Below are 21,055 nucleotides of genomic sequence, written 5' to 3' on the forward strand. Positions count from 1 at the left end.
CTATTTTGCAGAATAAGGTCTGTCTTTCGCAGCAACTCCCCAAGATTTTGAAGGTTTGTCTCCCATCGTAAATACCAATTCTCCACCATTCATAACATCAGCATGTAGAATATAACTTTTTGAATATTCTTTTCCGTTTAATGTCGCTTTTTGAATGTAGATGTTTTTCGGACTATTGTTTAAGGCTTTTACTGTAAACGTTTTTCCATCCGCCAGTTTTAGAACTGATTCATCCATTGAAGGACTTCCGATGCAATAAACTCCGTTGTAAGGATTTGCAGAGTACATTCCCATAGCGTTCCAAACGTACCATGCCGACATTTGTCCAACATCTTCATTTCCACACAATCCGTCTGTTTTATCGCTGTATAAATTGTCCACAATGTAGCGTACTTTCTCAGCTGTTTTCCAAGGCTGACCAACGAAATTGTATAAATAAGTAATGTGGTGACTCGGTTCGTTTCCGTGTGCATACTGTCCAATCAAACCTGTAATATCGCTTGATGCTTCAGCACCCATATCACCAGAAATGGTAAACAAAGTATCTAGTTTTTTTGTAAATGGTTTTTCACCGCCCAACAAGGCAATAAGTCCTTCAACATCCTGAGGCACTAACCAAGTATATTGCCAAGCATTTCCTTCAGAGAAATCACCTTTTTCGTGTATTGATTTAAACGGATCAAAAGGCGTTCTCCATGCTGTATCGCTTAACTTTGCACGCACAAAACCAACTGAAGGATCATAATATTTTTTATAGGCTTTTGAACGGTTTAAGAAGTAATTATAGTCTTCTGTTTTTCCCATTTTTTTTGCCACCATCGCAATAGCACCGTCAGAAATCGCATATTCTAATCCGTAAGAAACCGATTCTCTCAAACTATCTCCAGGAATATAGCCTAACTTTTTCACAAAATTAACTCCGCGGTCATCCTGCATCGCTGTTGCTTTCATAGCTTCGAAAGCCAATTCGCCGTCAATTCCTTTTATACCTTTTAAATACGCATCGGCTACGATCTGAATACCACTGTTTCCAGGCATACAATACGTTTCATTCCCCATTAAATGCCAAACCGGAAGATGTCCAGATTCTTTATAAATCGCCAACATCGAATTGATCATGTCTGAAACTTTTTCCGGTTGCGTTAACGTAAATAATGGATTTGCTCCTCTATAAGTATCCCATAACGAGAAAGTTGTCAAATTAGTAAATCCTGCCGCTCTATGTACCTGTTTGTCTGTACCGTAATAATCGCCATTGCTATCATTAAAAATAGAAGGCGCAATCATAGTGTGGTACAAAGCCGTATAGAAGATTTTCATTTTAGCTGGATCTGCAGATTTTACTGCAATTTTACCTAACTCTTTATTCCATTTTTCATCTGCCTGAGCTGCTACTTTTTCGAAATCCCAACCTGAAATTTCTTTTTTAATATTCATTAAAGCATTTTCAGTACTAACGGGCGAAATTCCCACTTTAATTTTAATTACCTCATCTTTTGAAGTCGCAAAATGAATAACCGCTTTTGCACTGTCTCCCGAAACTACTTTATTGATCATCTCTTTTGTATTGTCATACAACTGGATTTTTTTTGCCGGTTTAGATAAAATTGCCGCAAAATAAATTCGTTGATCTGCAGCCCATCCTTTTGAAAAACGATACCCTTCAATTAGTGTGTCATTTTTAACTTTAATGTAAGTATCTACAGCTCTATCCCAGCCAATTCCTTCTACTAAATCCAAAACAATATGCGATTGATCTGAAGCCGGAAAAGTATATTTTTGAAAACCTACTCTTTCTGTAGCGGTCATTTCGGCTTTGATTTTATTTTTCTTTAGGATAACCGAATAATAGCCCGGTTTCGCCACCTCATCTTTATGGTCAAAACCTGAAATGTATCCGTTTGCCATGTCTTTTGCCGTTCCTTTTTTCAGATTCACTTTACCAATTGCCGGCATAAAAAGGAAATCTCCAAGATCACCAATTCCGGTTCCGCTCAAATGTGTATGCGAAAATCCAATAATTGTAGGATCAGAATAATGATAACCCGAACACCAGTCCCAGCCTTGTGAAATATTTACAGGTCCAAGCTGAACGCCTCCAAAAGGAACATTCGCTCCCATAAATACGTGTCCATGAAATCCTGTTCCGATAAAAGGATCTACATATTGCGTTAAATTTTGTTTAGTCTGACTTTGCATTTGCAGACAACAAAGTCCTAAAAGTGCAAAAAATGCGGTTTTTAAATTTTTATTCATTTTTGGTTTTTTGTTTTTGCGACAAGAATCATCAAGTCGCTGTTTTTTGCTTATTGTTTTTTGTTTTTATCTTACTTTGAAATTTCAAAACTGGCTTCCAAAGCTGTATCTCGTGAATTCGAACCAATTTTTACATTGTATTTTCCTTCGTAAATTTTGAATTGTTTTTTTGTATCATCCCATTTTTTAAGTTCTTCTAATGGAATTTCTAAAGTAACGGTTTGAGAATTTCCTTTAACCAAAGAAACACGTTTGAATGCTTTCAGTTCTTTCAATGGCATTCTGTCTCCGCTTGGATATTCAACATATGCCTGCGCCACTTCATCAGCATTGTATTGTCCTGTGTTATCAATTTTGATTTGCATCGAAATTTTATCTGACGTCGATTTTACACTTTCCGGTTTTTGAACCCAATTGTAACCAAAAGTGCTATAGCTTAATCCGAAACCAAAAGGATATTGTACTTCTTTATCAAAATAACGATACGTTCTTCCGGCCATTGCATAGCTATTATAGTCCGGTAAATCGCTGAAAGATTTGTAAAAACTAACCGGTAAATGTCCTGAAGGAGAAACTTTTCCGAAAAGAAGATTAGCCAGAGCCGTTCCGCCTTGCTCACCCGGATACCAGGCAAAAACGATAGCATCTACATAAGGCTCAATTGCTGAAATATCGACAGCACTTCCTCCGGTAACCACTGCAATAAGTGGTGTTTTTGTTCCTTTACGAAGTGCTTTTATGTACGCAATATGAGACGCAGGAAGATCCATATTTTTTCTGTCTCCTTTACCATCAGCCAAAAATGCATCACCTTCTTCACCTTCATAAACTGGCGTAAAACCAATAACGGCGATCGTAACATTTGCCATTGATGCTGCCCAAACTCCACCAAAATCAGTTGTATTGGTAAAATCGCAACCCATGTCATATTCTACGCGTGTATCTGGATCTACGGCACCGGCAATTCCTTCTACAAAGTTCACTGCCTTATCGCTAATTCCGTGATAATTTCCTAACAACGCATCTAACGAAGCGGCATTTGGTCCAACAATCATAATTGATTTGCAATCTTCTTTTTTAAGAGGCAATACTTTTGTTTTCTGATCGCCAACTTCACCATTTTTCAGCAAAACCATTCCTTGTTCTGCCATTTTTAAACTAAGATTTCTGTGGTACTTATTAGCTATACTATCAATACCATATTTTCTATACGGATTATCCTCTGCTTTGTCGTAAAATCCTAATTTGAATTGGGTTCTCAAAGTCGGCGCCAATGCATTATCAATATCTTTCGTCGTAATCAGTTTTTGATTCAAAGCGTTGATGGCATCTTTTTGCAACAATCCGCTGCAATCCATATTTACTCCACGTTTAATCGCTTCGGCTGCTACAACTACACTGTTTGGCAACGTTTTATGTCCTTCATAAATATCCTGTAATGCCCAACAATCGGTTACTACATGTCCGCCAAATTTCCATTCTTTTCTTAAAATATCCTGTAATAAAGTTTTGCCTGTACAACAAGGTTCTGAGTTTACACGGTTATACGCGCACATAACAGTTTCTACTTTAGCATCAACCAATTTTTTAAACGCATACAAATACGTTTCTCTTAAATCTTTTTCGTCTACAATAACATCAATAGAATGTCTTGTTTTTTCCGGTCCGCTGTGTACAGCAAAATGTTTAGCGCAAGCTGCCGTTTTCATGTATTTAGGATCATTTCCCTGCAATCCTTTTACATAGGCAGTTCCCATTTTTCCCGTCAGAAAAGGATCTTCTCCGTATGTTTCCTGACCTCTTCCCCAGCGAGGATCTCTGAAAATATTAATATTTGGAGACCAAAAATTCAACCCCATATATTGCAGGCGGCGATCTTTGGCTACAGCCATATTATTTTTAGCTCTGGCTTCGGTTGAAATTGCATTTGCTACTTCGTTAAGCAAAGGATCGTTAAAGGTAGCTGCCATTCCTAAAGCCTGAGGGAAAACAGTTGCTTTTCCTGCTCTAGCCACACCATGAAGCGATTCACTCCACCAATTGTATTGCGGAATATCCAATCGTTTTACCGCTTTGCTTTCAAAACCTAGTAAAGAAATCTTTTCTTCAGTGGTCAATTGTTTTAATAAATCATCTACCCTTTTTTCTATTGGTAAATCTTGATTTTTGTAAGCCGGAGTCTTTTGCTGCGCATTTGCAACTCCTATACAAATACAAAAAAACATTGCAAATCGGTAAGTTCTGGAACAATTCATTATGGTTGTTTTTAAAATTTCAAAATCCTAATTTCTTTACTAAAACGTTTTACCAATTAAAACGAAAAGAAAAGTCGAAAACTTAAATAGATCAACTTTACAAAACATAACTATCTATGAAACAAATAGTAAAAATTTTAGCTAATTAATTAAGTTGCGTAATTTCGGAAATTTAAAGATAAAATATCTTTTTTTTATATAATAATTCAATTTTATCTAAATTTAAGTAGCAATTACCTTTGCAAAAATTATAAAAAGAAAGAGATAATGCATAATACATTATCTCTTTCTTTCAGTACTATTATAATAAAGCGAAACTAATTTTACCTTTTCTTATTTAGCGTTCGACTCCCCAACTTTCATTAGGTAGATTCCCCATTTCTAATTCCAACTTACCACCTTTCAGAACATCCGATTGTAAAATTCGGAAATCGGAAATCGTTTTTCCGTTCAATTTTACTGACTGAATGTATTTATTTTCTTTCGACGCATTTCGAGCTTCGATAACAAATTCAGCTCCGCGATTGTATCTGCCTCCCAAAGAAATTATTGTTTTCTCGAATCTTGGACTTCCAATTTCATAAATAGGAGTTGTTGAACAACCACCATCCATCTGAAACAATCCGATAGCACTCATTATATACCAACTACTCATTTGTCCTAAATCTTCGTCTCCGGGATAAGCATCATAAGCTGTTGTTCCGTAATATTGTTCCTGAATCGCTCGAACCCATTTTTGAGTGAGCCAAGGTTTTCCTGCCCAATTAAACAAATACGAAACCTCCATAGCCGGTTCGTTTCCATGATTGATTGGAAAGGCCGAAAAATTATCCCCAGAAGCATTAAAATTAGCCAAAGCTGACTTTTCCATCGCCTCATTCAATCGCGTCACAAAACGTTCTTTTCCCATTTCAGCTACCAATCCCTTTGGATCGTGAGGTACAAACCAAGTATAGTTGAATGAATTTCCTTCAACAAATCCGGGAGTGTGATACGGATCAAAAGGAGTCATCCAATTGCCATCTTTGTCTTTTGGCCTTGCAAAACCGCTTTCTTTATCAAAGGTATTTTTCCAATTTTCAGATCGTTTCAAAAAGTAATTATAATCGTCCTTTTTATTCAAAGTCAATGCCATTTGCGACAAACAAAAATCATCATAAGCATATTCCATAGTGTTCGACACACTTCCCATATTTAAAGGAATATATCCATATTTCATATAAGGATCGATATCTTCTACACCAACAGTTCCGCCACCTTCGTAATTTTGAGGACTAGTGGTCAGCATTTTTTTGAATCCTTCATAAGCAATATTCAAATCAAAATCGCGGATTCCACTCTGCCATGCTCCCATAACCTGCGAAACTCCATGCATTGCCACCATGACTCCTGTATGTTCTACGCCTGCAGGATCTGTATTCATCCAACCGCTGTTTTTGTATAAATCGATTGCCGACCGCGCCCATTTTGAAGAAATTTCTGGTGCAATCAAATTAAATAATTGCTGATTGTTCCAAAAGGTATTCCAATACTCGCCACTTACTACACAATCATCAGGATTTTTAAATTGGCAAATCTTTTCATTTTCGTCAACATACCTTCCATCAATATCGGTCCACATGGCTTTTGCCGATAAGGCTCTGTACATATTGGTAAAGAATTTTACTTTTTGCAAATAATCGTCTGTTTCTATTGTGACACGTCCTAAATATTCATCCCAAATATTTCTTGCATTCTCGACTACTTTTTCAAAATTCCAATTAAAAGGTATTTCAATTTCCTTTTGAAGATTATTTTTGGCTCCGTCCAAATCAACTAGAGAAACACCAGTACGCACCTCAATTGTTTCGCCTTTTTTTGTTTTGAAATTCAGAAAAACACCCAAATCACCTTTTCCTTCCACCAAACTTGTATTTTGTATGATCGAAGGTTCGGTTGCAAATTCATGTGTTCGTTTCCATTCGCCAATATAACCTGTTACGGGAGGAACTTCATTATTGGTCCAACTTCCCATCGAGTCAAACGGTTTACTAAATTGCATCACAAAATAAACGGTGTAAGATTGCTCTAAAGAATAACCTGTAAAAGCATTATAGTAAGTCGCATAGCCCTCGATTTGTGTACTTGAAACTTTAGTAATTTTAGCAGCTGTTAAATTATGTGGATATTCATTTGGCGTGAACATATCGACCATAATTCGCGCCGAATCTGATTGTGGAAAAGTATAACGTTGCAAAGAGGCACGACGTGTCGCAGTAATTTCAGCTTTAATTTTTGTATCCGTCATATAGACACTATACTTACCAATTTTTGCCGATTCTGTTTTTTTATCAATTCTGGCTCGATAACCAGAATCCGGATTCTTCTCTGTTCCCGTGTTCACTTGTAATTTTCCAGTTGTTGGCATAGTAAGTAATCCACACATTGTCCAATCAGAAAAATGACTAAATCCTGTAATATTTTCTACCGTATATTCATAACCTGCTTTCCATGTTTCATCCTGATTATCAGGAGCAATCTGAACCATAGCCAAAGGCAAAGAAGGTCCGGGCTTAAACATCCAACGTGAATTTCCTGTTCCGATTAATCCATCAACATAATCGGAAAGGGTTTGTAAATCTTGTTTCGATCGTGTTACATTTCCAGAAAAAACTTCCTGATTTCCTGACTTTATCACTACAGAAGTTAAAACTTTTTGCTTTCGATCTGCTATTGCCGGCATAGGAATTTCAATGATACTATGTCCTTTTTCTATCTTTTTCGAAATGGCTGCCTCACCTTTTACATTTACCTCAATTACCGCTTCTTTATCCATTTGGATAACATCAATTAAAAGCGGTTGGATTTGTGATTTTCCTTTTTTTAATTCAAAAGGAGCAACTTTCGCCGAAAGAATTAATGTAGAATTTCCCTTTTGTAAATCGAGTATTTTCCCCTCTAATCGGATAGCGTCAAATACAGCCCAATTGCCTTCGACGATACCCATTTGAATCGTATTTACGCCTTTATTGAGCCATTCCCCTTTAATGTCAACAGATACGGATGCACTTTTTCCATCTGATTCTTTTTCTGTTAAAGCCTTTCCGTTTCCTTTAGGTAATTGAATTTCCTGACGGTGACCGTTGACTTCAATTCTTAATCTTGGTGAATTGCTTTTATTTACATCTACAAAATCCAAAACCAGTTTATAAGTCGCTTTTGCATCAAAATGTTTCGCATTAAAAACAATTCTCGGAAAATGACGCGGATAAAATCCAGCCCAGTAACCTCCACCAGCCCAAGCATCCAAAGGTCCCGGTAATACATATGCCCAATCTTCTTCCGGAGAGGAATACCCTATAGAATAGACATTTTTTTCTCCACCGAAATTTGCCAAATACTTATCTTTCCCGTTTGGTGCCAAAGCAAATTCGGCTGCGCTATTGTCTTTTTTTCCTATTTGCCAAAGCGTATTTTGACAAAAAACTGATAACGAAAAAAAACATAAGACTAAAGATATTACCGCTTTTTTCATGTTTTATAAGGTCTTGTATATTCGATATGAATTAGAAAGTAATCGCAAAAAAATTAACAGATAGTCCCGATAACAATCAGTACTATCTGTTAAAATAATTACGCCCACCGAGTTATATTATTAAAATCTATTTATTCAGCTTTTCAAACATTACGATCGCAGTGTACAAAACTCCCGCTTCGCCTCTGAAAGTTCCTGATCCTCTTGGTTCATTTTTTATCGAATACCATTCGTAGAAACCATTATTATCTCTTACACGTTTCAGCATTGGTTGTACTTCTCTATAAGCCTCTTCTACATAACCGTATTTGATTAATTGCTGAATGGTTCTTGCTCCAAACCAAGTCCAGTCACCTCCGTTTTGATAACTGTATTCCGGATTCATTATTTTATTAACAAAATAACCGTTTGGATACGGAGGATAAAGTGTAAGACCAATAGAAGGCGCACCCGCTTCTTTTACTCTTTTTACCATTTCGTCTAATGAAGCTTTTACTTCTTCTCTGCTAAGTAAACCGGCTTCCATCGCTACCGTTGTACCTCCAAAATAAAAGATATTATTTTCATCAAAATCGGCAGGAAATGGTGATCCGTTTAAATATAAATGCGGAATAAACTTTTGTTTTTTAGTATCCCAAAGATAAGTGCGGGTATTTTTTGCCACCTCTTTTCTGGTTTTTTCCCATTTATTTTTTGTAGAAGGTAGCATTTCCATCAAGTTATTTAATGCTACTATAAACATGGCATTGTCATAAATATCAATAGCAAAATGTGTGTTTTTATCTAAATCTACGCCCCATCCGTGTTCAGGTTGTACATCGCCCCAATCTGCTGTTGTTGCTCCTGTAATCAAGCCGTATTTTTTTGAATAGCGATTTTTCATTAAAAAATCCATTGCCCATTCCAGTCTTTGTGCTACAGTTTTATCACCTACTTTTTCTGCCAAAATAGATTTATCACCGGTTAACTGAATGTATTTATAAACTGCCTGAACCAACGAAGTTTCCTGATCTGTTTCTACCGTATTTTTGTGTGCCGCATATCTTGGCTCTAATTTCGAATACGAAAAATCGGTTTCTCCGGCTCCAATTTGTTCTTTTGGCGTGTAACCGTCAATGATGTTTCCGTCTTCGCCCTGCATTCTAAAGAATACTAAAAGATTTTCTTTTATATCTTCTTTTTTAGTCACTTGTGCCGCCAATTCTATAAAAGTATTGTAATCGCGAATCCAAACTTCTCTGTAACCGTCACCGGCATTAACTCCCGTTTTCATTACTTCCAGCGCTTTACTTTTTACAAAAGACATATTAGGATCATTCTTAATCTTTTCAGACAATTTCTTGTCAATTGTTTGTTGCTGTGCTGATAAAGTCAGTGCAAACGCAAATGCTGCTACTGACAAAAATATTTTTTTCATACTTATTTAAATTTCATCTATGATAAATCTCAATAGATTTGTTTCAGTTATTCTTTTTAATTTTTTTTTTAGCTTCCAAATTCATTTATTTGCTAGTACTCATTGATGGCGGTGGTGTTTTTACACCCCAATTTGTATTAGGTTTTGCTCCCATTTCAAATAATAAAACGCCTCCGTCTGTTAGTTTTTTTCGATCGATCCAGGCATTTTCTACTTTTTCACCGTTAAAGGAAGCCGATTGTATATACTTGTTTTGCTTCGAATTATTTTTAGTCTCAATAACCAATTCATCGCCTTTATAGTATTTTTTATCCAGTTTGATGGTTACTTTATCAAACAACGGACTTCCGAATTGAAAAGTTGGATGCATCGCAGCATGTCCCTGAACATCAAATAATCCCATGGAAGCCATTACGAACCATGCACCAAGTTGTCCCTGATCTTCATCCTGACCAAATCCGTAGCCATGAAGCGGTTCTGCGCCGTAGAATTCATCGCAAATCATACGGGACCATTTTTGTGTAAGCCAGGGTTTCCCCGAATAATTAAACAGAAACGAATGATGCAGACAAGGCTGGTTTCCATGATTGTAAAGCATTTCCAGTCCTGAAAAACTATCGATTCCGTTCCCTCCACCAAAAGTTGATTTTTGACTTTCATTAAAAGTCGTTTCCAAGCGTTTATTGAATAAATCTACGCCAAGAATTTTGATCAACCCAGCTGGATCCTGAGGAACATACCACGTATATTGATACGCATTGGCTTCCTGAAATCCTCTCCACGCTTGCATTGGATTGAAGTTTTCGATAAACTTTCCGTCCTGATAACGTGGACGAATGAATTTAGTTTCCGGATCAAAAATGTTTTTCCAGTTTCCTGCCTGTTTGGTCAGTTTTTTATAATCTTCTTTTTTGCCTAAAGCTTTTGCAAATTGTGAAACTCCGTACGAAGTGTACGCAAACTCAAGTGTATGTGAAGCTCCAAAATTAAAAACCCATCCATTAGCGATAGTCGTATCTTTTGATGGAATATAGCCTTCTTTTACAAAATAAGCCAAATCATATTTCCCCGAACCAAATGGACGATCTTTGTAACCCGTTTCATTTTTGTAAGCAATCTGGTAGGCTTCTTCAACATTAAAATCACGAATTCCAGAATTGTACGTCGCCGCAATCATTAAACCGAAACAATTTGTTTGTACTCCGTTTGAATGTGCTCCGGCCGCTACTCCGTCATGCAACCAGCCTGTTTCTTTTGCAAAATCAAGATTCGACTGAATATATTCGCTTAAATAATCCGGATAAGCTAAAGCCCAAAGTTGTCCTAAATTCCAAAATCCGCCCCAAATTCCGTCTGTATTGTAATGATTGTATTTTGGTTTTCCGTTGCCGTCTAATGCAATTTGACCAATTTTTCCATCATGTCTTGGATATTTTCCGTTTACGTCGCTCGCTAATCCGCGGCCTAAAAGAGCATGATAAAGTCCCGTGTAGAATTTTACTTTGTTGATACTATCTTTTGTTTCCACTTTGATTCGGCCCAACTTTTCATTCCATTTTTCATGCGCTGCAGCTCTTACTGCATCAAAAGTTTGTCCTGTAGCTTCTGTCTTTAAATTCAGTTTTGCATTTTCAATACTGGTGTACGAAAGCCCTACCTGCATTTCTACAATTTCTCCTTTTTTAGTAGCAAAATTGATATACATTCCGTTTCCAATTCCTTTTGTTTCCGATTGTCCGTCAGAAGTTTTATCCTCAACAAAAGAACCGTAAGACACAGGAGTTTTCCCCAATTGAATGACGAAATACATTTTTACACGTTTTTCAGGATCGCAGAATTTCAAATATTCCGGATAGGTTTCTATAGTTCCTTCTAAAGTGTTTTTGCCAGAAAGTTTCATTGTTGCTTCGATAACGCCACTGCTTTCGCCCTGACGATGTCCGATGTCGAAAATAATACGTGATTCTGCCGATTCTGGAAAAGTATATCGGTGAAAACCAACTCTTTCTGTTGCTGTTAATTCAGCTTTTATTCTATATTCTTTTAAGAAAACCGAATAATAACCTGGTTCTGCATGCTCGTCTTTTTTATCAAATGTTGATCGGTATCCCGTTTCAGGTTTTTCTAAAGTTCCCGGAGTAGTTTGCAATTTTCCTGTAACTGGCATCGCAACCAAACCTCCAATTTGAAATTCATGAAAATGACCAAAACCTTCAATAGAATTATGTCTGTCGTCAAAACCGCATGGCGCCCAGCTTCCGCCGCTTCCGTATGCATTTGTATGCGGTGCTAATTTTGCCATTCCGAAAGGTAATGAAGCCGGCGTGTAAAAAAACCAGCGTCCGTGTACCGAACCGATTTGCGGATCAACCCAGGCAGCCGGATTAAAATTGTCTTTTTTCTCTGAACAGGAAAAGATTGACAATACCGCCACAAAAAGAATTATTTTTTTCAAAACTGTTTTCATATAACTGTTTGTTCTCATTTGATTTTTTCTTTAGAATTTCAATAGATATTCTGAAACACCAATTGCTGCCATTTTTATTTCAGCTGAATTTGCTTTTTCAACGCCCGTTGTTTTATCAATAATTGATTTTGGCTGTAAAGATTTCCATAAAAATTTCACTTGCTGTTCTGATTGCTCCGGATTGAACAGACGCATCAAAATTGAGCCGCCTTCTGTTGGTGTTAAACTGGTCACTACAACTTTTGAATTGCTTAATTCGAAAAGTCCTGACGGTAATTTTACATCGTCATTTATCATCATTCCGATTAATGGCTGCGTAAACTCCTGAGATTCTTTTTCGATATCAATGCTGTTTGTTGATGCATAAGGACGAAGCGCGTATTTAAAATTCACGATTCCTTCCTGATCCGCTTTATAATTCGTATGCCAATAATTGTTCATCACATAAGAAAACCATGTCGAAGTAGGTTGTTCTGTTTTTTTCCATTCCTTATGATTCGGCACAACCTCTTTTCTTTCGTCAACCAGACTATTTGGTTCAACTAAAGGAGCTTCAAGCAGCATCCACTGCATTCCTTTATTTCCATCGGACACATTTACCCATCTTCTTCCGTACAAGAAATCCATGTTTGACCCAGGTAATTGGTCTTTTAAAAACGTTATCGTTCCATATCCAGCATCAAGCGTTGTTTGTTTAAATTGAGAGTTGAAAGGGAATCCGAAATGAACAGCTTCTTTATTTCGAACTGCTTTCTTGTCCAGAATATTTTGAATCAAAACTGTATTTCCTCCGCTATAAAGCGAAATAATTCTTTCTAATTTATTTGCTCCCGGAGCATTCGAACCAATTGAAATTGCCGTTACCACTGAACCGTTTTCTATAATTTTAACCTCAACATTTGCATTCGTTTGTGCTTCTTCCGGATTAAGTCCCGGCACATACCAATAACTATTTAAACCTTGCTTTTTGAAATCTCCGGCATAATTGAAATCTGAAACAGCATTCAGTTTTGTTATACTTCCGTTGCTTTTATCCCAGCTAAATTCAATTTTACCATTTGATAAGGAATTATCCGAAAAAGTAAATGAGTTTGCAGTTTTTGGAGCATCTTTTGTTTTAATTTCATAAACAGCAGCACCAAAAGCAGGTACTTCCGTAGCAATGAAAGCATATTTTCCGTTGCTTAATTTCTGTAGCGGATATACTTTTCCTTTTGCATCTTTTACCGATTTTCCATTCACCTCTGCATCTACAATAACCAATCCTGTTCTTGCCCATGAAGAAGTATTGAAAACCGCAATTTTATTCGATTTTGAAGTCTTCCAACTTCCAAATAAATTTTTCTCTAAAGCATTAATCTCTTGGTCAGCATCAAGCATAAACTGTTTTTTAATTCTCCATTGTTCCGTTACAAACGAAGCATCTGGATCGCTTATACTATTATGCGCTCCCCAAGTATGTTCATGAAACATGATAATATTTCTCCAGGCATCATAAAAATTTTGCTGATCGTATTTCTTCGGATTCAACATGGTGTAAAGCGTTGTCAATTGCTGAAGACGCAAACTGTTTTCTCTGTTTTTTCCTTCTTCTGCAGCTGTCGAAACCGCTCCATCTTCCCAATAAGGAGTCAAATCGCCTTTTACAGTCGGAATTACAGAGCCGTATTTTTTCTCAAAAGCTTCAAACATTTTATCTGCTGTATTGAGAATCAATTTTGGCGAAGCATATTTTTCATTCCATTTTTTTATAAAATCAGGAGCGTTTGGTTCAATTGGCGCATTGTCTGCCACAATATTAAAACGCCATTGCACCATATCGTATGGATAATTGTTTTCTGCCAATTCGTTTAAATAATCGGCAATTTTCTTGGCTCCTCTTTCATAGATATTTCCCGGCTGCATTCCGTGCCACGACGAATATCCTTTAGCTCCAGCCCAAAACAATACTTTTTCCTGTCCTGAAGGTGATGTCCACCAAACCGGTTTATCTCCCCAATTTTTCAAGAAATGCCCCGCTCTGTCGCCTCTGTACGGATGATCTATTCCCATAAAATTAGAACCAATCGAAAAATATTTTACACCACCTTTTGAAAGTGCAGTAACTGTAGACCACGCAAATCCCGGAACATCCGAAATCATGGCGCTATTGATATTGAAACCGAATTCTTTGCGAAGTTTGGCTGCGTAATCTGTGTAATGAAACATTTCTTCTGCCTGGCTCAAACCCGTTAACATATTTACATATAATGCCGAAAGTAAAATATCGCCATTTTTTACAGCGGCTACAAATTTCTTTTTTTGAACGTCTGAAGCTTCTTTAAGATAATTTTCGACTGCCCAGATCGATTCGACATTCCATTTGAATTTTGCTTCTTGCGGATATGACTTCGTTTTCTCAATCATTTCGAGTGCATCATCAATATTCTTATTGTGAATTTTTACAACTTCAGGCTGTAAATGCGAATAACCAATATCAGTATGCGAATGATGCAACAAATGAAATTCTCTGTAAACAACTGGTTTTATAATAAAATAATCGTCAACATATTTCTTCCCTGCAATAGACGCTTCGACTTTTATTTTCTCTTCTTTTTGAACCGCAGCAACCGGAATATCAAAACTATTTATTCCGTCTTTGGCTGTGTAAGTAAAGTTTTCTTTATCATTAATTTTGACATTTACGGTAACATCTTTACCAAAATGCAAAACGGTAAGCGCAATCGGCTGTGTTCCGTTTTTTAAAAGAAAAGGCATTGGCGTTACTTTTACATTTTCTTCAAATCCAAATTTAAAAGTCATAAACCAGTCGTTGCTATTTTGTTTCTGACCTACAATTTCAATTCGAAGTTTTTGTCCCGATTTTACCTTTGATGCAGGAAGACGCAAAAAAGCATATCCTTGCGAATCATTTGCGCCATCTAATTTTATTTGCTGAAAAGCTAATGCCGATCCGTCTTCAGCCTTGAAAATCCAATTCGGTTTTTGATTTTTTGGAACCGTAGTAAAAGTCAAAAGCTTTTGATCATCCACATATAAATCAAAATTTCTGTCTCCGCTGCTTGTGCCAGTAGAATGTCCTGCAACCCAACTGAAATAAACATAATCGCCTTTTACCACTTTAGGCACAGAAGCCGTTTCCCACTCAATAACTTTATTTCCGTCTGTCGTTCTGGTTAAAAGCGCCGTTGTCGCATAATCCTGAAAAGCCGAATTATACGTGATATTTTCTCCTGTAATTTCTTTTTCGAAACCATTAATCCAATTTATTTTTCCAAAAAAAGGAACTTCTTTTTGAGCAAAAAGTGATTGTGTTATAAGAAGCATCGAAAAGTAAAAGAATAACTTGCTGATATTTTGTTTTTTTAAGTACATATATTTTAATCAATTATGGTCTTGTGATTTCCAATTCTTTACTGGATTTAAGCAACGCTGACAGATTTGCTACAACATCAGGATTTTGCGATGCAAGGTTGATTTTCTCTCCTGTATCTTTACTCAAATCGTATAATTGCGGTTGCAGATCATTTCCTAATTCGACATTTACGTCATGATCGATACGCGGTCCTTTTGATGGTTCAATGTATTTCCATTTTCCCTGAATAATAGATAATGGCCCGCCTTGCTCTATCAAATATTCGCGATCTTTTTTAGATTTACCTGTTAGTTGCGGTAACATATTGAAACTGTCCGGAGCATCATCATTTTGCAATGATTGTCCGGTTAGTTGTGCAAAAGATGAAAACAGATCGACATGACTCAACAATACGGATGTCTTTTTATTCGGCTGAATATTTGCAGGCCATTTTACAATAAATGGAACTCTGGTTCCTGCTTCAAAAGCACTGTATTTTCCTCCTCGAAATGATCCTGCCGGTTTATGATTTCCTAACATTTCAACCGCTTTATCCATATAACCGTCATTCACCACTGGCCCGTTATCACTGCTAAAAACTATTAGTGTATTTTTGGAAAGCTTTAGACTATCTAATGCTTTTACTATTTCGCCTACTGTCCAATCGAGTTGTAAAATGGCATCGCCTCTAAGGCCCATTCCGCTTTTACCTCGAAATTTACTGTGCGGATAACGTGGTACATGAATATCGCCTGTTGCGAAGTACAAGAAAAATGGATTTGAAGTGTTTTTTGATATAAAACTGATGGCCTTTTTGGTAATATCACCAGCGATATCAGCATCTTTCCAATAAGCACTATGACCTCCGCTCATATATCCAATTCGGCTAATGCTGTCTACAATTGTTTCATTATGTCCTTGATTTGGATAAGGTTTCATTCGCAACTGCTCCGGATTTTCGTGACCCGTTGGATCATTGCCTACTTTTTCTTTATAACTAACTGTAATTGGATCTTTTGGATCAAGATTTACAACCCTTCCGTTTTCTACATACACACACGGAACTCTATCTAAAGTTGCTGGCATAATAAACGAATAATCGAAGCCGACTTCTTTTGGACCAGGCTTTATTTCAGTATTCCAATCAATGCTATTGGTTCCTAATCCTAAATGCCATTTTCCTATTACTGCAGTCGTATAACCCACCTTTTGCAACATTGAAGGAAGAGTTGCTTTATTTGTTGGGATAATCAATGAGGCATCGCCCGGAGCAATTCCGGTTCCTTTTTGTTTCCACGGATATTTACCTGTGAGTAATCCATATCGTGAGGGCGTACATGTAGCAGAAGTAGAATGTGCATTTGAAAACTGCAATCCTTGCTTTGCCAATTTATCAATATTGGGAGTACTTATTTTGGACATTCCGTAGCAACTTAAATCACCATAACCCAAGTCATCTGCGTAAATTATAATAATATTAGGCTTTTGCTGCGCCCAAACCGCAAGGTTAAAAACGAAAGCTACGGACAGGAAGAAAATCTTTTTCATATTATTGAGAATATAAAATGAGCGTATAAAAACATTCCTGATTTATACTTTTTCAGTTTCTTTGAGTGTTTCTTTTTCTGTTGCTGCCGCAAGATCTAAATTCCAAGATCTTTCAATTTCTTCAAGGCTTTTTCCTTTGGTTTCAAATAATTTCTTTTTTGCGTAGGCAAAAGAAAGAATACAGAAAAAGGAGAAGATAAAAAATGTGACAGCGATTCCTAATCCATCTCTCATTATAGGAAAAAGCAAATTCACCAGCCAGTCTGAAACCCACATCGTCATAATACAGATAGATAAAGCAGTTCCTCGTATGTGTGTTGGAAAAATTTCAGTTGAAATAACAAATTTTAATGGCCCAAGAGAGAAGGCAAAAAACAAAAGAAATAAGATAATGCAAAACAACATTAACCAACCTGTTATGTTCATAAGGAAACAGAAACCGGTTAAAGCCAATGCGAAAGCTGCACATAACGAACCGATTATATACAACGGTCTTCGTCCCCAGGTATCTACTTTTGAAATTGCGATAAAGGTAAAAAGTACATTAGCAGATCCTAAAATGACCTGATAAAACAAAGCATCACTGGTCACAATTCCAGCCGATTTCAAAATTGTCGGGCCGTAAAAAATAACACCATTTATTCCGCTAAATTGTGACAAAGCCGTAAGCACCATCGCCAAAATCAGCAGTTTTCGTAAAGGCAAACGAAGCAATTCTTGTATGCCACCTGATTGTTGACTTGCCATTTCTTTAATAGAATGCAATTCTGATTGCGCTTTTTCGCTTCCATTAATTTTATTTAATATTCCATAAGCCTCTTCATCGCGTCCGAATTGCACCAACCAACGCGGGCTTTCCGGAACGATTAGCAACAACAAACAAAATGCCGCTGCGGGAATTACCCCAACAATAAACATTCCGCGCCAAACATTTTCAACAAACAACCAGTGAAGCAAACCTTGGCCTGTTGCGGAATGTGATACTGCATATTTTTGAAGGAAAAAATTACTAATATAAGCTGCCAAAACTCCAATAGTTATAGCAAGTTGATAAAACACAACCAACTGTCCGCGTTTGTGCGAAGGCGCTACTTCTGAAATATAAAGCGGTGAAACATTCGAGGCTACGCCCACTCCCATTCCGGCAAGAACACGGAATAAGATGAGTATCGAATAATCTTCTGAAAATGCAAAACCTACAGCGCTGATTAAAAACAAAATAGCGGAGACGAACAATACTTTTTTTCGTCCAATTTTGTCACTTAAATAACCTGAAAAAGCGACACCCACAATACAACCTAGTAAAGCGCAAGAAACAAATAATCCTTCTTGTGCCGATGATAACCCATATTGCAATTTTAATGGTTCAATAATACCGCTGACAACGGCCATATCGAAACCGAATAAAAAGCCTCCTAATGCTGCTATTAGCGTTATGAGCGATATAAAATAATTTGTTCCCTTGGTTTTCATAATATTTTTGAGTCTTAGATAGTAGTTATAGTAAATCTTTATTCTTTTAGTTCTAAAACTAAAGGGCAAAATGGTGGTTCATTTAGTTTGCTGCCCTATAGTTTTAACACCAGTTATCTTTTACATACGAAACGACTACAAAAGCTTTTTTGCTGCCGATATGATTGATTTTGTATTTCGGAACATTTGCCGGAATTACAAAAGTTTCTGCGTATTTGAATTTTTGAGAATTTTGTCCTGCGCTAACTTCAGCTATATCGCCTTCTACCAACATACAAATATGACATTGACCAAGCGTTTCAATTTCGATTTCGCCTGTAAATTCATAGCGATCAACGGCATAAAAATGTTCTTCGTGAGTAGGCAAATTTATTTTTCTTCCGTTGCTGAATTCTTTATTTACGCTTGGTTTCGAAATAAACTCTTTTTCAACTCTTTCGCCTTTTCTGTCAAAATAAACGTTTTTAAATCCGTGTTCTACGTTTATCGGACGCGGTTTTCCATCTAATCCCGGGCGTACCCAATCGTACATTTTAAAAGTGAAAATATAGGGCGTACTGCTAATTTCTAAAACCATATTGTTCTTGCCCGAAGCATGAATAGTCCCGTTTGGAATCAAAAACAAATCGTGTTTGTTTGCTTTGAATTTCTGAACATATTTTACAATGTCAATTTCCTCTGCTTTTTCCTGAGATTCAATTAATGCATTTTTGAATTCATCGGGATTAATGTCATCCTGGAAACCAAGATATACTTCTGCATCATCTTCACAATCCAGAATATAATAGGTTTCATCCTGTGTAAAAGGTTCTCCAAAATTTTCCATGATATAATCAGGTCGCGGATGACATTGCACCGAAAGATTTCCTCCGTCGAAAGTGTCCAGATAATCAAAACGAATCGGGAAATAATTTCCAAAACGATTTGCAGCTTTACCTAGCACTTTTTTATTATTGTGAAATAGCAGAAAGTCAAAAGAAACTTCCAATAAATGGTTATTTCCTTCAAATACAATTCCGTTTTCAGGGCTTATCAATTCAAAAGACCATGCATAATTTACTTCATCCTGATTCAGATCCTGAATATGATTTTTCATCCAGTCGCCGCCCCAAACTCCGGCTTCAAACCAAGGACGTGCACGAAGCGGACTTTCGAGCATTAAATCTAATGCAGTTCTAAAATCCGAACCCTTCATCCAGGTAATTTCGTCAATACGTTGTTCGTCTATAATCACATCCAATTTTGGCAACAAACGTTCTTTATGAAGATTCAAAATTGGCCATTCGATAAAATACATTCTTTTGTAAATTTGCGAATAAGGCAAAGTTTCTGCAGAACCCAAGTTTTTGGTTGAACCCGCTCTCATACGATACTGGATTTCGTTTTTAGGAACATCCACATAAACCAAATGTCCTTGCCAGTTTGCTAAAGAAGCTCCTGTTCCATAGACAATACAAATATCTGCGTCAGTGTCAGGCTGAAGCATTTTTAATTTTTTAGCATCGAAAAAATCTGAAAGCTCGCCTAAATATTTCTTTCCGAAAACCGGATCATCTCCGTTTAAATTAGGCTCAATCATTTTGTTGATTTCGTCAGAAGATTTCAGACAAGAATCAATATCGTACCAAAGCACATTTTTGTTTTTTTCCAGCAAAGCTGAATTCAGATACTGTCTGAAATTTTCCCAAAGAACACCTCCAAATCCATCAATAACAACAGTTTTATGACCTGCAATTTGATCCGCTAAAGCATCAAACCCAACAAAAACTTCTGATGCAACAGAAAACGACGGGAACACATTGTATTCGCCATTCTCTTTTACAACTGCTTGTACAGGCAATAATGGCTGTGTAGTTTTTCTTTTCGAATGAATCTCTTTTTCCATTTGTATTTTATTTTTCTTTTCCGCAATAATTGCCGCTCCTCTAAGAATGCTGAGCTCGGCATCATCGCAGAAAATAACTTTTACATTTCTTTTTAATTCTTTTAATCTCTCTTCCAAAGCCGGCATAAACAAAGCTTTTGCTTTAGAAATATTTCCGCCAATTACCAATTCTTCACAACCAAATTTCTCCAACCAGGGAAAAAGAAATTCGCCCATATTTGCACCAAAATTGTAAAAAACAGTTTTGGAAACTTCAGTATTTAAATTTGCAATTTCTTTAACCGAAGTAGCCTTTTCGCCAGAAAGATGCTTATATTCTGCCAAAAGCCATCGCACAGAGAAACAATCATCTGCAAGGTTTCCCTGAAAAGGCTGATTGTAAAAAGCGCCCGTTTCCGGAATATCAAGATGCTGTTTGACAACATTTCCGTCTACCATAAAAGCAGAACCAAATCCAGTTCCTAAAGTCAGGAAAACTGCTCTTTTACTTTTTAATTTGTGACGGAAATATGCGCCTTCAGCAAAACAATCGGCATCATTGGCAAAAACAAAAGGCACGTTTTTCAGATTTGTAAAATCCTGAAGTGACTGCTGCAAATGAACTCCAAAAGTGGTTTCAAATTTCCCTCCAACTCCCACAATTTCACTCACACCTTTATCATAATTGAAAGGGCCGGGAAAAGCAATTCCTACTGCTTCAACACTTTCATTTTCGTTCACTATTTCATTGATACAACTTCCAATTGCCGCAATAATAGCTGTTGCTTTTTCTTCTGAATTAATTTCCTTTCTAAGAAGCCTTTTCGGTATTTCATTTACTGCATTATTTTCAATAACGCTCACTGTGACGTGACTTCCGCCCACATCAATTCCTATTTTCATCTT

At 36.8% G+C, this 21,055-nt stretch carries 9 protein-coding genes; all 9 read right to left on the reverse strand.

The window, feature by feature from the left end; translation table 11 throughout:
* Nucleotides 1–2,256, reverse strand: coding sequence for a GH92 family glycosyl hydrolase (locus BD847_RS19725; protein WP_115889967.1), 2,256 nt, complete (start codon nucleotides 2,254–2,256; stop codon nucleotides 1–3).
* 71 nt (nucleotides 2,257–2,327) lie between these two features.
* Nucleotides 2,328–4,511 carry a glycoside hydrolase family 3 N-terminal domain-containing protein gene (locus BD847_RS19730; protein ID WP_208641817.1) on the reverse strand — a complete coding sequence of 728 codons (2,184 nt, stop codon included), beginning with the start codon at nucleotides 4,509–4,511 and terminating at the stop codon, nucleotides 2,328–2,330.
* A 337-nt stretch (nucleotides 4,512–4,848) separates the two neighbouring features.
* The gene (locus BD847_RS19735) at nucleotides 4,849–8,025 is read right to left on the reverse strand and encodes a GH92 family glycosyl hydrolase (protein ID WP_115889969.1); all 3,177 of its coding nucleotides are present in this window, start codon (nucleotides 8,023–8,025) and stop codon (nucleotides 4,849–4,851) included.
* A 127-nt stretch (nucleotides 8,026–8,152) separates the two neighbouring features.
* Entirely contained in the window at nucleotides 8,153–9,442 is a 1,290-nt protein-coding gene (locus tag BD847_RS19740) for a glucosidase family protein (RefSeq protein WP_115889970.1), read from the reverse strand.
* Between the two features lie 85 nt (nucleotides 9,443–9,527).
* Nucleotides 9,528–11,927, reverse strand: a complete 2,400-nt coding sequence (locus BD847_RS19745; RefSeq protein WP_244201645.1) for a GH92 family glycosyl hydrolase — start codon at nucleotides 11,925–11,927, stop codon at nucleotides 9,528–9,530.
* A 12-nt stretch (nucleotides 11,928–11,939) separates the two neighbouring features.
* Nucleotides 11,940–15,284 (reverse strand): glycoside hydrolase family 38 N-terminal domain-containing protein, encoded by a 3,345-nt coding sequence (locus BD847_RS19750; protein WP_115889971.1) that lies wholly within the window; start codon nucleotides 15,282–15,284, stop codon nucleotides 11,940–11,942.
* Nucleotides 15,285–15,297: 13 nt separating this feature from the next.
* A complete protein-coding gene (locus tag BD847_RS19755; protein ID WP_115889972.1) occupies nucleotides 15,298–16,812 on the reverse strand; it encodes a sulfatase family protein in 1,515 nt (504 codons plus the stop codon).
* A gap of 42 nt (nucleotides 16,813–16,854) precedes the next feature.
* Nucleotides 16,855–18,285 (reverse strand): sugar porter family MFS transporter, encoded by a 1,431-nt coding sequence (locus tag BD847_RS19760; protein ID WP_115889973.1) that lies wholly within the window; start codon nucleotides 18,283–18,285, stop codon nucleotides 16,855–16,857.
* Between the two features lie 103 nt (nucleotides 18,286–18,388).
* A complete protein-coding gene (locus BD847_RS19765; protein ID WP_115889974.1) occupies nucleotides 18,389–21,052 on the reverse strand; it encodes an ROK family protein in 2,664 nt (887 codons plus the stop codon).
* Between the last annotated feature and the right edge of the window lie 3 nt (nucleotides 21,053–21,055).

The sequence above is a fragment of the Flavobacterium cutihirudinis genome, from assembly GCF_003385895.1.
GTDB lineage: Bacteria > Bacteroidota > Bacteroidia > Flavobacteriales > Flavobacteriaceae > Flavobacterium > Flavobacterium cutihirudinis.